General features: G+C 58.2%; 13 protein-coding genes and 1 pseudogene. 5 read left to right on the forward strand and 9 right to left on the reverse strand.

Annotated elements, in window-relative coordinates:
* Position 1: 1 nt before the first annotated feature.
* Both TO66_RS10315 and TO66_RS10320 read right to left on the reverse strand, forming a co-directional pair.
* Positions 2 to 1024 (reverse strand): phage major capsid protein, P2 family, encoded by a 1023-nt coding sequence (locus tag TO66_RS10315; protein WP_014717571.1) that lies wholly within the window; start codon positions 1022 to 1024, stop codon positions 2 to 4.
* Positions 1025 to 1064: 40 nt separating this feature from the next.
* Complete coding sequence (locus TO66_RS10320; protein ID WP_014717572.1) at positions 1065 to 1895, reverse strand: GPO family capsid scaffolding protein; 831 nt, start codon at positions 1893 to 1895, stop codon at positions 1065 to 1067.
* Between the two features lie 155 nt (positions 1896 to 2050).
* On the opposite strand from TO66_RS10320, the gene TO66_RS10325 reads away from it, so the two are divergent.
* Together TO66_RS10325 and TO66_RS10330 are read left to right on the forward strand one after the other, a co-directional pair.
* On the forward strand, positions 2051 to 3808 hold the full coding sequence (locus TO66_RS10325; RefSeq protein ID WP_044462239.1) for a terminase ATPase subunit family protein: 1758 nt from the start codon (positions 2051 to 2053) through the stop codon (positions 3806 to 3808).
* Positions 3808 to 4857: a phage portal protein gene (locus TO66_RS10330; RefSeq protein WP_082061057.1), complete on the forward strand. Its 1050-nt coding sequence runs from the start codon at positions 3808 to 3810 to the stop codon at positions 4855 to 4857. Before TO66_RS10325 ends, TO66_RS10330 begins: the two co-directional genes overlap by 1 nt.
* A gap of 31 nt (positions 4858 to 4888) precedes the next feature.
* Here TO66_RS10330 and TO66_RS10335 read toward each other — a convergent pair whose 3' ends face one another.
* Positions 4889 to 5275: a hypothetical protein gene (locus TO66_RS10335; RefSeq protein ID WP_044462240.1), complete on the reverse strand. Its 387-nt coding sequence runs from the start codon at positions 5273 to 5275 to the stop codon at positions 4889 to 4891.
* A gap of 179 nt (positions 5276 to 5454) precedes the next feature.
* Complete coding sequence (locus tag TO66_RS33265; protein WP_156162055.1) at positions 5455 to 5964, reverse strand: hypothetical protein; 510 nt, start codon at positions 5962 to 5964, stop codon at positions 5455 to 5457.
* Positions 5965 to 6098: 134 nt separating this feature from the next.
* Here TO66_RS33265 and TO66_RS34270 point away from each other — a divergent pair.
* Positions 6099 to 6209: pseudogene (locus tag TO66_RS34270) on the forward strand (DUF4113 domain-containing protein); the annotation flags it as partial.
* 979 nt (positions 6210 to 7188) lie between these two features.
* On the opposite strand, the gene TO66_RS10340 reads toward TO66_RS34270, so the two are convergent.
* Together TO66_RS10340 and TO66_RS10345 are read right to left on the reverse strand one after the other, a co-directional pair.
* Positions 7189 to 7815, reverse strand: coding sequence for a hypothetical protein (locus tag TO66_RS10340; RefSeq protein ID WP_156162056.1), 627 nt, complete (start codon positions 7813 to 7815; stop codon positions 7189 to 7191).
* A 384-nt stretch (positions 7816 to 8199) separates the two neighbouring features.
* Positions 8200 to 8688, reverse strand: a complete 489-nt coding sequence (locus TO66_RS10345; RefSeq protein WP_044462242.1) for a hypothetical protein — start codon at positions 8686 to 8688, stop codon at positions 8200 to 8202.
* 256 nt (positions 8689 to 8944) lie between these two features.
* On the opposite strand from TO66_RS10345, the gene TO66_RS10350 reads away from it, so the two are divergent.
* Positions 8945 to 10507, forward strand: coding sequence for a sensor domain-containing diguanylate cyclase (locus TO66_RS10350; protein ID WP_044462243.1), 1563 nt, complete (start codon positions 8945 to 8947; stop codon positions 10505 to 10507).
* Between the two features lie 29 nt (positions 10508 to 10536).
* On the opposite strand, the gene TO66_RS10355 is transcribed toward TO66_RS10350, so the two are convergent.
* Positions 10537 to 11121 carry a GNAT family N-acetyltransferase gene (locus TO66_RS10355; RefSeq protein WP_044462244.1) on the reverse strand — a complete coding sequence of 195 codons (585 nt, stop codon included), beginning with the start codon at positions 11119 to 11121 and terminating at the stop codon, positions 10537 to 10539.
* Between the two features lie 179 nt (positions 11122 to 11300).
* Here TO66_RS10355 and TO66_RS10360 point away from each other — a divergent pair, with 179 nt between their 5' ends.
* Complete coding sequence (locus TO66_RS10360; RefSeq protein WP_044462245.1) at positions 11301 to 12137, forward strand: arylamine N-acetyltransferase; 837 nt, start codon at positions 11301 to 11303, stop codon at positions 12135 to 12137.
* A 12-nt stretch (positions 12138 to 12149) separates the two neighbouring features.
* On the opposite strand, the gene TO66_RS10365 is transcribed toward TO66_RS10360, so the two are convergent.
* Complete coding sequence (locus TO66_RS10365; protein WP_082061058.1) at positions 12150 to 12638, reverse strand: DUF4952 domain-containing protein; 489 nt, start codon at positions 12636 to 12638, stop codon at positions 12150 to 12152.
* Positions 12635 to 13060 carry a hypothetical protein gene (locus TO66_RS10370; protein WP_044462247.1) on the reverse strand — a complete coding sequence of 142 codons (426 nt, stop codon included), beginning with the start codon at positions 13058 to 13060 and terminating at the stop codon, positions 12635 to 12637. The genes TO66_RS10365 and TO66_RS10370 overlap by 4 nt, the downstream gene beginning before the upstream one ends.
* Positions 13061 to 13150 lie beyond the last annotated feature (90 nt).

A 13150-nucleotide genomic window follows, 5' to 3' on the forward strand; every position in this document is an offset into this window, starting at 1 on the left:
GTTAACCCTCGCTGCCGGCTTCTTCGACTGGGGTGATGTTTTCCAGCAGGCAACCCAAGCCGTATTCCTCAACCACGTAAGCCTCGTTCGACGATTCGAAGTTGCTGACACGGTTCCACTCCGGCTCTTCCTTGAGGTAGCGGCGGCGCCCACCGATCTGCCAGTACACCGACAGGTTGGCGAACGTGGTGATGAGGATGGTGCCTTCAGGGATGTAAGGAACCTCGTACAGCGGTAGGCCACCGACGCGGCGCTGCGAGATGATCAGGTCGCTCGCCAGGGTATTGGTCGCGTCTTGGTCCTTGTTGACCAAGGCCAGGAACTTGTCGTGCACCAACTCTCGGCCTGTCAGTACCACCAAACCGGGGTTACGGCGATACCAAGGGTCGAGCAACTGAATGGCGTCATAGACCAGGGCGTCGATGTTTTTGAAGTCGCCGGTTTTACCGATGGTGATCTTGCCTGCGACGGCGCCTTCTTTCAGCACGCGGTCAGGCGCGTGAGTGCGGTATTGCTGGAGCCAACCGATGTTGACGTCCTCCAGCAACGGGTGCGCGGTGCGGTCGGTTTGTTCAGCGGCCGAAGTACCGTAGAAACCGATTTGGATACGGTCGAGCGCCTGACGTTGGGCAATTGCGCTGGCCAGACGAGTCTGGAAGTCCGGGAACTTCGCCCAAGCGTCGAGCTGCTTGTAACTGACGTAGGTGTCAAAGTCGGTCTGCTCAGCTCGGTACTTGTCGCTGGACAGGGTGCCAATACTGCTTGGCTCACGCTTCTTGACCTTGGTGTTGGTGCGGCTGGCAACGGTGCCGCCGACGCCTAAGCCGACCTTTTCGCCTTCCTGTTCGTCGACGCCGATGACGTTGACTTTGGTCAGGAACTCGCTGGATTCCTGAATCTTGGTTTCCAGGCGCTGCTGGATAGTCGGGTCCACGCTGAACGTGGCGGTAGCCGATTCCACGCCGTTGATCTGTGCCACCTGGGCGAGGTAGCCAGTGAAGAGTTTTCGAGTGTCGTTACGCATGGGTGTCTCCGATAAAGGGCTGGGCGGTTGAGGCCGCAGGTCAGAATTCAGCCAGGGCTTGTTTGCCGCCGCCGGTTACCGGTGGGCGCTGGGTTTGGGAGTGGTCTTGTGTGTTGCCGAGGGTCGTTTTCAGCTCGACCAGGTCTTTGCTGAGCTGCTCGACCTTAGTGTTCAGTTCGGCGGAAAATTTCTTCTCGGCGGCGAGTTGATCTGGCAGGTCTTTGACGTGGTCGGCAATCGCTTCAACGGCCTGGCCGATCTGGGCGAACTCTGCATCGTCCTTTGCCTGTTTGCCGCCCAGCAACGCCTGGACCTTGCTGAAAAGCTGGGCGCCGAGGCCGGGCTTGTCTTCGACTTCTTCAAACTGCAGCTCGGTTTCCACTGCCTCGGTGAACATCGACGTCGCCGAGTAGTGGCGGTCTTTGAAGGGGCTGGATTCGGGCTTCTGCGCAGAGAAAGACAGTACGTCGGTGCCCAGGCTGGCAGGAGAGTCGGTCACCGCCAGGCCGACGATGTACGCCTCGCCGGTATCCGAGAAGCTGTCGTCAATTTCAATCGAGGTGTAGATCTTCTGCTTGGCCTTGTTCATGGCGATCAGGTCGGGTGTTGGCTCGACCTGGGCAAACAGGGCCAGCTTCTTCTGACCGTTGATTTCTACTTCTTCGGTCTTGACCGCGAGCACGTCGCCGTAGGCTTTGAACGGGCTGTCTGGCAGCAAGCTGCGGAAGTGCTCTAGCCAGATTCGGGCGCCGTATGTGGAAGGGTTGAAGTTTTTCGCCGCTTGTTCCAGCCAACTGCGTTTGATGGTGCGCTTGTCCGAGGTAGCGCCCTCGACGGCGACACGGAACCAATTACTGCGAAATTTCTTCATGCCGGGAATCCTCAATGCGTTGGGCGCTAAGTGCGTTGCAATGAGGGGCATGGTCGTGACGCGCGCGAGTTGCGGCAACGGGACGGGATTGTAGAGGGCGGGGCTACAAGTGGCGGCGCTACTGAGTCGCAGGCCAGAGCGGCAGCATCGCGGCCATGACTACGACCGAACTGCTTCCCATCGATCCCAGACGCCAATCCAAGTTCCTCTATTGGATGGGTTGGCGTATCTGCGAGATTGCCGAGGCTACGGGCGAAAAGGAAAAAACGCTACACAGCTGGAAGGCCCGTGACGAGTGGGACCGGGCTGACAACGTTGAGCGGATTGGAGGCGCACTGGAAGCACGCCTGGTGCAATTGATCCTCAAGGAAGGCAAGAGCGGCGGTGACCTCAAAGAAATTGACCTTTTGCACCGGCAGTTGGAACGCCAGGCGCGCATTCAGCGTTTCCAGGGCGGCGGTACCGAAACCGAACTCAACCCCAACCTTGCCAAGCGCAACGAAGGGCCGAAGAAAAAGACGCCGAAAAACGACATCAGCGAAGATCAGGTCGAGCTGCTGCGCGAAGCGTTTATCGATGGGTGTTTCGACTACCAGAAGGATTGGCACCGGGCGGGAAACCAGCGCACTCGCGTCATCCTCAAAAGCCGGCAGATCGGCGCTACTTACTACTTTGCCCGCGAGGCGTTCATTGATGCGCTGGAGACCGGGCGTAACCAGATTTTCCTGTCGGCTTCGAAAAACCAGGCGTACCTGTTTCGTGGGTACATCCAAGCATTTGCCCGCGAAGTCATCGGCGTTGAACTAACCGGTGACCCTATCGTCTTGCCGAATGGCGCCGAACTGTTTTTTCTCGGTACCAACGCACGCACGGCTCAGGGCTACCACGGTAATTTCTACTTCGATGAGTTCTTCTGGACGTTCAAATTTGAGGAGCTGAACAAGGTCGCCTCCGGCATGGCGATGCACAAGAAGTGGCGCAAAACCTACTTCTCGACGCCGTCGACCATGGCCCACGAAGCCTATACGTTCTGGACTGGCGAACGCTTCAACAAAGGCAAACCAGCGGCGCAACACACCAAGGTCGATGTTTCCCACGGCGCGCTCCAGCAAGGGCGATTCTGCGAGGACCGGTTGTGGCGCCAAATCGTCACCATTCTCGACGCGGAGCAAGGCGGTTGCGACCTGTTCGACATTGAGGAACTGCGCCGCGAGTACAGCCCCGAGGCGTTCGCCAACCTGCTGATGTGCGAGTTCGTTGACGACGGCGCAAGCATCTTTCCGCTGACGGTACTGCAGCCGTGCATGGTCGACAGTTGGGTTGAGTGGGCCGAGGACTACAAGCCGTTTGCCATGCGCCCGTTTGGTGATCGCCAGGTGTGGGTGGGCTACGACCCTGCTGAGACCGGTGACTGCTCGGGCCTGGTGGTGGTCGCGCCACCGCTGGTACCGGGCGGAAAGTTCCGGGTGCTGGAACGCCACCAGTTCCGTGGGATGGACTTCGCGGCGCAAGCCAGCGTGATTAAAGCCGTCTGCGACCGCTACTGGGTGACGTACATCGGGATCGACGTCACCGGCCTGGGCAGCGGCGTGGCACAGCTGGTGCGCCAATTCTTCCCCAATGTCACCACGTTCAGCTATTCGCCCGAGGTCAAGACGCGCCTGGTGCTGAAGGCTTACGACGTGATCCACCGGGGCCGGCTGGAGTTCGACGCCGGCTGGACCGACATGGCGCAGTCGCTGATGGCGATCCGCAAGACCATCACCGCAGGCGGTCGCCAATTCACCTACACCGCCGGCCGCAACGACAACACCGGCCACGCCGATCTGGCATGGGCGCTCTTTCACGCATTGCACAACGAACCGCTGGAGGGGCAGACCTCTGCCAACACCGGACGGATGGAGATTTTTTGATGTCGAACCGCCGCAGAAATAACAAGCAACTGGCTCAGGCACCCGGCGTGGTAACGCAAGAGTTTATTCCGCGCAGTGAGAGCAAGATGGAGGCGTTCAGCTTCGGCGATCCGTCACCCGTGCTGAGCGGGCGGGAGGTGTTCGATTATCTGGAGTGCTGGTTTAACGGGCGTTGGTACGAGCCCCCGCTGTCTTTGGATGGGCTGGCACGGTCGGTGGGCTCCAGCGTGCATCTGCATTCCGGGTTGATGTTCAAGCGCAACCTGTTGAGCAAGACCTTTATCCCGCACCGGCTGTTGTCGCGCGCGGCGTTCGAACAGTTTTCACTGGATTTCCTTTGCCTGGGCAACGGTTATCTGGAAGGGCGGCGCTCGATGCTCGGCCCGGTGCGCGAGCTGGTGCCGCCGCTGGCGAAGTACATGCGCTCGGGCAAGGATGGTCGGCAGTTCATGGTCCAGGGCTGGAAGGAAGAGCACGAATTTGAGTCGGGCACCGTTTTCCATCTGCGGGAGGCGGATCTGCACCAGGAAGTGTACGGCCTGCCCGAGTGGATCAGCGCCTTGCAGTCGGCGTTGCTGAATGAGTCGGCCACCCTATTTCGGCGCAAGTACTACGAGAACGGCAGTCATGCCGGCTTCATCCTCTACATGACCGACGCCGCGCAGAACGAAGCGGACGTCGACTCACTGCGCAAAGCGCTGAAGGACTCCAAGGGGCCGGGCAACTTCCGCAACCTGTTTGTGTACTCGCCGAACGGCAAAAAGGACGGATTGCAGATCATCCCGGTCAGCGAGGTGACGGCCAAGGACGAATTCAACTCGATCAAAAACCAGACCCGCGACGACGTGCTGGCCAGTTTGCGTATTCCGCCGCAACTGATGGGCATCGTGCCGCAGAACGCGGGTGGGTTTGGATCGATCAGGGAAGCGGCGCAGATCTACGCGGCCAACGAGCTGGAGCCGATCCAGGCGCGTATGGCGCAGGTGAATGACTGGCTCGGGGAGGATGTGATGCGATTTAAACCGTATGAATTGGCCTCAACTCAATGAGTGCAAGGCCAATTATATTTTTGATTCGCTGTCAGTCGTCGAAAGCTATTTCACGGTCTGTAAGATCAAAACCTGAAATAGCTATGGCGAAGCGTTTGAACAGTCCGAAAAACTCATTCAAGTGCATTTCGAGTCTGATTTTGCGCACATGAACAGGCTGACCCGAAATCACTTCCTCATGAATTGTGTCGTACCTCCCACCTGACGACACAAACACGCTCACATAAACGGGGGCATTCTGAACATTTTCGTGAACTTCTCCAGACCACATCTCGATGCCTATTACGAGTTCATCCTCTTTAAGAAGTCCTTTTTCTTCCAAATAGTGGGAGATGTTACGATTGTCATGACGATCAGCTGCCGCTGTTCCCTTGAAGTCATCGTACTGGACGTGCGCTCGAAATCTTTCCGTGTTCATAATGCTGCTCCCATTTATAATTTAAGTCGGGATGGTTTAAATCCTGAATAATAATTTAGCTATCTCTTTTTTCCTGGTGGGGCATGGTTTAGGACGAATTCGATTTTTGGTCTCTGAGCGTCAGGATTTGGTTTAGGTTTTTGGTCTTCTTTCTGCGGTTCTTTTTTGTCGCTCATGGTTTACGCTCCTTTGGTTGATAAAATTAGGAAGTAATTAACTAAGGATGCCGATAGCAGGAAACCAGAAAAGTTTATTTCTTTGTATGCGCTCAGTAGTAGATTGGTCTTCTTGTCTAACTGTCTACTTGAGATTTTTTGAGCTTCCTGACAAGCCATTGCCATTTGGTAGTAAGAGGTTAGCAGGTCTTCATTTTCAATAATTTTATTAGTGTGTTCGTCTATTGCGACGCGCGGGCTCTTAGAAAGTTTGATACTGGCGAATAGTCGAGCGCTTGCGGAAAATAGCGTTAAATAAGTCAATATAGAGAGAGCTATAAATGTATAGCTTGGTGTTCCGCATATTGGGAAAATTTTAGATGATGCGGCATTGTTTAATGCGGTATAGCCAACTATGCCAATGCTCAAAATGCTTAAAAATCTTCCGGCCTTTTCCTCTAGTTTTTTGAATCTCTCCAAGTCCTCATTCAGGGCTTGGCGTGATAATTCATATAAAAATTTATATCTTTCCATTGTTTGGCTCTAGTTAAAAACTCTTGGTTGTTTAATCCATGAGTCCATGGATGCGAGCACTTATGGCATTTTGATACTCATATTGCCCTTCTGTCGCCTGCCCGACAATCCCTTCAGATCGTCTTTCCTCACCACGTGCGGCCAATGTGCCGGCGAACCGCGACTGGGGGGGAATGCGGCGCGAGATGATGAGTCAGAGCTACACCATAAAGCTGGACCAGTTGTGCCGTATCGCCTGCCGATAGCAGAGTAGACCTTGAATGACCGCCTATCCCGCGGTTTTTTTATGCCCAAGACTCAAGGTTTTCGCTCATTGAGCATGCGAGAGGAAGCCAGATCTGCATAGCATTCAGATCATGTCACGACGACAGTGAGCGGGTGGCGGGCTAATAACCGCTGGCGTTTGGTGCACCTATGAGGATACGGATCGTCAGTATGTGCAGAGCCGCAGGGGAGCTGAAGCATGGCGCGGGAAGCAATGTGCTACAAAACGGGGGGTTGGCGTGCTACAGATGCCCGCTAGGACTGCCTTTACCTGGCGCGCGCCGTCGTCCCCCCACCTCGCCTGCGGGCTAAATGGGTCGTTTTTTCTGCACACCTGCGGACCCCTCTCGGCGGCTCAGGCTGGGCGCCTGCTTGGTGTTTTGGAGGGGGGAGAAACCTGCGGAACCCTGCGAGGGTGGATGTTTTACGCAACGCTTATAAGCACGCACGAGCGGCTGAAATCAGTAGGTGCCTCGGGAAAAAGGTTAGTTTTTTTTTGAAGGGGGGCGTTGGGCTTGGAAGGCCCGTGTTTGTTGGGCTTGAGACCTAACTTTGATGGGTTAGGTTGGGTTAGGTTAAAGGTTAGCAATTCGTAAGTGACTGTTTTTAAAGGAATTAACATATTGAATATTTAACACTAATAAAGGTTAGGAAATAACCAGACATAACCCAAAAGCTAACCTTGCCAACCCTTCGAAAAGCCATAGCAGACAAGGCTTTCAGGGCACCCGGCAAAAAACTAACCCTCCTAACCTATTTCCCGTGGGTCAACATGAAAACGCAAGATGTGCCTAGGGCGGGGCACTTTTGAAGCTGCATGCTGCAATGCGCAGTACTCAAGACCTTTACGTTCACGCGCCCGCTCTCTCACCCACACAGGGGAGCCGGCAGATTTCGGAAATGTCGTACGGAAAGCAATGCCGATGGTAGGGACTGCGGCTCTGGGCTTCTACCGAGCTTTTACTTGCGATAGATGCCTTTGATGTTGCACTCGGGGACGAACGGAGTGCAGCCGCTGATGTTGTACACATGGCTTGCAAATGACGGCTTGGGATCGCCTTTGACCCTTGCCTTGTCCACTGTGAATACGCTGCTATAGCGCCTGGACTGCGGATATTCAATGCCGCGACTGTTGTACGAGAAGATGTCCTTGACGCCCAGCAGGCTTACTTCCGTGCCTACCGACTTTGACCCCAAAAACTGACCAAGCTTGTCTCTGATGTTGCAGTAGTTGCTGCCCATATGCCCATTGCAGTTGTGGGTGCCCACGGTGATCTTGGACTCGTACAGCGTCGTAAGAAAGTACTTGCCCAGCGTGTCACGCATCTCTTCGAGCACGGACTCTGGGACATGCCATGTGTAGGTGACCTTGATATCGACAGTCTTCGATGTGCTCGACAGGATTTCGAGCACTGGATCATCGATCTGAAGGCTATCGCGGTACTTCACCAACACGTTGTCAGTGATGTCCTGGACGGCTTCTCGGTATAGCTGTTCGACCGTTTTGTGGGCCTTGACCTGGTCTTCGAGCGTCGCAGCACCTGCAGTTGAGGAAAGCGCTGAGATGAAGAGAATGAGGGGCTTCATAGGCATCCTAGCGTGAGTGGCTTCCATGCCACCATCGTACCAGCTTAGGTCTCACGGCCTGCAATCGAAATGGCCTCGACCTACAAACCGGCAGTGATTTTTCAGGAGGTGAGTGGTAAAAAAGTGGTACGGGGTTTTCTGCGGTGCGCTACAAGGCACGTATTACAAGGCCCGTGGAATCAGTCGCTCCAATCCATCATCGGCGCCACGGAGAAGCGGCGGGACAGGGCTGGCGAAGCGGTTGGAGCAGAGGATAGGAGCATGGGCAATCTGGATGGGTGAGGCGAAGGAGGGGCAGTTTATCAGGAATGGGGTTTGGGAGTGGTGGGGGCGTGTGGCGCTAGACAGTGCGACTGCCCCTGGAGGCAGTCGCTTGAGCGGCGATCAGAGGTCCAGGCCTTCCTGGATCACCGACAGCAGGGTGTCTTCATTGAGTTTGAGCGGGTCCGGCCGGGATTTGCCGGGGCCTGGAACCGTCTGGATCAACCAGTGCCCCTCGCCATGCTCGCTGCCGCTGCGCAGCATATAGCGCTCCGGGCCTTTGCCGTGGATTTCGACCCGCCCGGCGCCACCGACGGTGAAGCGGGCGATGGGGTCGAGCAGGATGCTCTTGTGGTTGCCCTCGATCAGCAGTTGGTCGATGGCGTAGTTGAAGGTGGCGCCGGAGGAATGGCTCTCGAACACCCGGGTGGGAACGCGCCGGATGTTCAGGCCGGCCTCCGACAGGGGCGTCAGCCAGCTCTCGATCTGGTGGTACATCTCATAGACCTGCGCGGGCCACAGCTCGATGGCCTTGTCTGCCGAGAGGTCTTCCTTGGCCCAGCGGTCCTGCTTTTGTTTCAGCCTTGCGGCGAGTTCATCGACCTTACTCATTCCGACGTCCTATCGTGATGTGAGGGGTAAGTGCAGTATCAGAAGGTACTTTACCTTGGCGGGCGGTGACCAGCGATTCATGACCGCTGGCAATGCTGATGGCGGTTGTATTGTGCAGGGGGATTTTTTATATATCACTGATGGGCATCAGAAAAATGCTCTACATTTTCAGAAGATCCCACTCTGATTTCCTCTTAGGATTGGCCACTAACCGCATTCGGCTGCATCGCATGCCTACCCCTGCCAGGATGATGCCTTGCCTATCCCGATCTACGATCCGCACCCGTCACTCGATCGTTCCTTGAAACGGCTTCCCCTGCTCAAGGCTGCAGTGGTGTTCATTTCCATGGTCTGCCTGTGCCTGTGTGGCCTGCTTTACCTGCAGTTGGAACAGTCCTATCACTACGATATGGAACGGGCGCGGATCGCTTCGTCGAACCTGACCCGGTCCATGGCCCAGCAGGCCGAAGACACCTTCGTCGAGGCCGACCTGGTGCTGGCCAGCCTGGGCGACTGGATTCAGAAAGATGGCTATGGCCCGGCGCAGAAGCCTTTCCTGGAGAAAATCTTCGCGCAGCGGGCCCTGGCGTTGAAACAGCTGCATGGCCTGTTTCTATTCGACCGGGAGGGGCACTGGGTGGTGACCTCGCTCGAGCGGTTGCCACATAACGAAGGCGTCGCCGATCGGGACTATTTCCGTTTCCACCAGCAGAACGCTTCCTTGCTGGCCCATGTTGGCCCCGCGATCCGTAGCCAGGACAGCGGCGAATGGATTATTCCGCTGTCGCGACGCTTGAACGACAAGCAGGGCAACTTCGTAGGCGTGCTGCTGGCCGGCATCAAGCTGGCCTATTTCGACCAGTTCTTCAAAAGTTTCGATATCGGCACCAACGGCACCATGTTCCTCGCGCTCTCCGATGGCACCTTATTGGCACGACGTCCCTGGGAGGAGCGGCAGATCGGCGCGTCGCTGGCGCGTGGGGAGATTTTCAGCAAGTACTTGCCCCAGGCCCCTTCCGGCACGGCGATGATCCGCTCGCTGATTGACAGGAAAATGCGCCTCTACGGCTACCGCCAACTGGAGGCCTATCCGCTGGTGGTGGGCGTGGCGAGTTCGAAGGATGCGATCCTCAAGGACTGGTACGCCAGCGCCTACCAGTCCAGCGCCATCGTTGCCCTGGTGGTGCTCGGCATCGGCCTGTTCGGCTGGGTCTTCGTGCATCAGGTGCGCAATGGCGAACGGATCGAGGCTGACCTGCGCACCGCGCAGGAGGCGCTGGAAGTGATCGCGACCCATGACAGCCTGACCGGCCTGGCCAATCGCCGGTTGTTCGAGCGGGCCCTGCAGACCGAATTCGGACGCGGAGGGCGGCAGGCGAGCCCGCTGAGCCTGATCATGCTCGATATCGATTTCTTCAAGCGCTACAACGACACCTATGGGCATGTCGCCGGGGATCAATGCCTGGCCCAGGTGGCCGAGGTGCTGAGGGATTGCTGCCAGCGCACCGCCGACCTGGCGGTGCGCTACGGCGGCGAGGAGTTCGTGGTCCTGCTGCCCGATACCGAGATGCAGGGCGCCCTGGTCATCGCCGAGCAGATCCGGCGCAGTGTCATGGAGAAAAACATTCCCCACACCGGTTCGCCCTTCGGCTGCGTGACGCTCAGCCTGGGCTGCTACAGTTTCGTTCCGAGTGGCCGCGACAGTGCGGCGGCCTTTCTCGAACACGCCGATGCTGCGCTGTATCAGGCCAAGAAATCAGGACGTAACCAGGTGGCGGTGGAATGCGCGAGCGAACCGCAGGTGCGCTCGGAACACTGATCGTCTGGCGGTAGACCAGGCCCGCGCGTTCAGTTTGGAGCGCAATAACCCAGCTTCTGTTCGAGGCGTTGCCTCACGTCCGGCCACTCATCGTCGATGATGCTGAAACGGACGGAGTTACGCTTGCGACCATCGGGCATGATCCGTTCGTGGCGCACGATGCCTTCCTGTTTTGCGCCCAGGCGCAGGATCGCCTGGCGCGACTTCTCGTTGATCTCGTCGGTGGTGAACTGCACCCGCACGCAGTCGAGCACCTCGAAGGCATGGCGCAGCATCAGGTACTTGGCTTCGGTGTTGACGAAGCTTTGCTGCCAGCGCGCGGCGATCCAGGTGCTGCCGATCTCGAGCTTGCGGTTCTGTCGATCGATCTTCCAGAAACGGGTACAACCTATCACTTCGTCGTGGCTCTTGAGCACGGTCACGAACGGCAGGACGGTGCCGGCGTCGCGGCCGCGCAGGGCGATCTGCAAATAGTCGCCGACCGTCGCGCTGGACGGCACCACGGTAAAGGGCAGGTTCCATAGTTCGCCGTCCCCGGCGGCCGCGACCAGGGCCTCGGCGTCGGAGAGTTGCAAGGGGCGCAGGCGGATGCGCGGGCCTTCCAGTGGGTCCATGGCGGGTTTCCGGCGTGAAGGGAGAGGGCGTTCATTACAAGAGCGCGCCGGCGGCTTGGCAAGGTCCATTAGCGCGTTGTTTCGAATCAGGATATTGGCCAAATCAATTGTCGGCAGCAGGCGTTTATGGCTTATACATAGCGCCGATAGGCGATACCCCACGCATAAGGACGTCCCCCATGAGCCAGCCCCACCTGATGAACTTCGCGCTTTACCTGCACCGGCTCGGTTATGACAGCCCGCCACCGCCGACCCTGGCGACCCTGCGCGAACTGCAGTTGCGCCACACCAGTACCTTTGCCTTCGAAAGCCTTTCGACCCTGATGCGGATGCCGGTGCCGATCGACCTGCCCTCGGTGGAGCACAAGGTCTTGCATGAGGGGCGCGGTGGCTACTGCTATGAACTCAACCAGATGTATCTGGTGCTGTTGCAGTACCTGGGTTACGAGGCGCGGGGGATCACCGGGCGGGTGGTGATGGGTGGCCCGGAAGATGCCTGGCCAGCACGAACCCATCGCCTGGTGCTGCTGAGCCTGGAGGGTGTGCCGTATGTCTCGGATGTCGGCTTCGGCGGCATGGTGCCCACGGCGCCGCTGCGGCTCGATACCGAGGAGGAGCAGGCCACGCCCCACGAGCCCTATCGCATCACCGCGCGTGACGGCAGCTACACCTTGCGCGCCAAGGTCGCGGGCGAGTGGCGGGCGATGTACGTATTCGACCTGCAGCGCCAGGAGGCGGCGGATTACGAAATGGGCAACTGGTTCGTCTCGACCCACCCGGGCTCGCCGTTTCTGGGCCAGCTGAAAGTCGCGCTGATGGGGCAGGGCCTGCGCCGAACCCTCAATAACGGCAGCTACGCCGTGCATCGCCTGGGCCAGGACAGCGAGCGGCGGCAGATCAGCGATCCCGACGAATTGATCGCGCTGCTGCAAAATGAGTTCGCCATCCGGGTGCCGCAGACTCCGCGGTTGCGAGAAGTCCTGGGCGAACTGCTCGCGGTGCCGCAATCGGCCTGAGCGGCCCGCGCTTCAGGGTTCCTCGGTATCGAGGTCGACCGTCAGGTAGAAATAATCGATCTCCATCCAGGCGTCGCGGCGATCGACGAAGGTTTCCCCCGAGCTCATGAACATCGTGTAGCCCTGCTGGTTATGCGGATCGCGATAGAAGCCCGGCGGCGCATCCCAGATGCAGCAGGAGCGCCGCAGGGGTTGCATGTGGAATTGCCGGGCGAGATAGCGTTCGGCCGCCTGGGCCTCGGCTCCTTTGAGTCGATAGGTGGCCCGCAGCGGCTTGGTCTGCAGCTCGGGTTCCGCGTGGCATTCGAGAAACTCGATAAAGGCGGGCTTGTCGCCGATCCGGGCCAGGAAGTCGCCGCAGGTCGGTGTGGCTTGCGCGCTGCCAGCCAGCATCGATAACGCCGCGCTGGCCAGGAGGGCGAAACCTCTGTTCCAGGACGGCTGCCGGATCGCTCGATCAGGATCGGTGCGTGACGGTAGGCCGATATTGGGAGGGCTCATGAGCGGGCGTCCTCCCACCCCATCTCATTCCGCTCCCTTGGCCCGCGGCGATAGGCCCAATGGGTCAGCAGCGCCACCAGCGCGCTGTCCAGCAGCCAGAGCGGCATCAGCCAGCGCAACCATGGATGAAGGCAGAGCAGGCCGGCGATCGCCAGCCCCAACAGCAGGCTGCTGAGCCAGTTGGCGTGACCTTTGCTGCACAGCCAGGCGTACAAGGGTGTGAAAACCAGCGCCATGGGCAGAAACCCCAGCACCGCACCGCCGGCGACGAACAGGGCGAATGTCCCCAGTCCGGCCCAGAGCCCTTGCCACAAGTTGTCGGCGAAGCAGGCGCTGAACAGGGCCAGGACAAAGGCTTGCACAACGACGACCGTGCGGAAACTGGCGTAGGCAAGGTGAAAGGTGTATCCAAAATGGTTCATTCGATCGCTTCCCTGCGCTGATCAAGGGCGTTGCCTGGGCGGCGATTCTAGCAGCGCCAGCTACCAAAGGGCGTTTTCGCAAAGGGCGGG

The organism is Pseudomonas sp. MRSN 12121, from assembly GCF_000931465.1.
Classification (GTDB): Bacteria; Pseudomonadota; Gammaproteobacteria; order Pseudomonadales; family Pseudomonadaceae; genus Aquipseudomonas.

What these genes read in the sequence shown, in the direction of transcription:
- TO66_RS10340 (WP_156162056.1), bottom strand. Translation starts at nt 7,815, where the DNA reads ATGAAGCCCCTCATTCTCTTCATCTCAGCGCTTTCCTCAACTGCAGGT.
- TO66_RS10330 (WP_082061057.1), top strand. Translation starts at nt 3,808, where the DNA reads ATGTCGAACCGCCGCAGAAATAACAAGCAACTGGCTCAGGCACCCGGC.
- TO66_RS10365 (WP_082061058.1), bottom strand. Translation starts at nt 12,638, where the DNA reads ATGAGCCCTCCCAATATCGGCCTACCGTCACGCACCGATCCTGATCGA.
- TO66_RS10360 (WP_044462245.1), top strand. Translation starts at nt 11,301, where the DNA reads ATGAGCCAGCCCCACCTGATGAACTTCGCGCTTTACCTGCACCGGCTC.
- TO66_RS33265 (WP_156162055.1), bottom strand. Translation starts at nt 5,964, where the DNA reads ATGGAAAGATATAAATTTTTATATGAATTATCACGCCAAGCCCTGAAT.
- TO66_RS10355 (WP_044462244.1), bottom strand. Translation starts at nt 11,121, where the DNA reads ATGGACCCACTGGAAGGCCCGCGCATCCGCCTGCGCCCCTTGCAACTC.
- TO66_RS10345 (WP_044462242.1), bottom strand. Translation starts at nt 8,688, where the DNA reads ATGAGTAAGGTCGATGAACTCGCCGCAAGGCTGAAACAAAAGCAGGAC.
- TO66_RS10335 (WP_044462240.1), bottom strand. Translation starts at nt 5,275, where the DNA reads ATGAACACGGAAAGATTTCGAGCGCACGTCCAGTACGATGACTTCAAG.
- TO66_RS10370 (WP_044462247.1), bottom strand. Translation starts at nt 13,060, where the DNA reads ATGAACCATTTTGGATACACCTTTCACCTTGCCTACGCCAGTTTCCGC.
- TO66_RS10325 (WP_044462239.1), top strand. Translation starts at nt 2,051, where the DNA reads ATGACTACGACCGAACTGCTTCCCATCGATCCCAGACGCCAATCCAAG.
- TO66_RS10315 (WP_014717571.1), bottom strand. Translation starts at nt 1,024, where the DNA reads ATGCGTAACGACACTCGAAAACTCTTCACTGGCTACCTCGCCCAGGTG.
- TO66_RS10320 (WP_014717572.1), bottom strand. Translation starts at nt 1,895, where the DNA reads ATGAAGAAATTTCGCAGTAATTGGTTCCGTGTCGCCGTCGAGGGCGCT.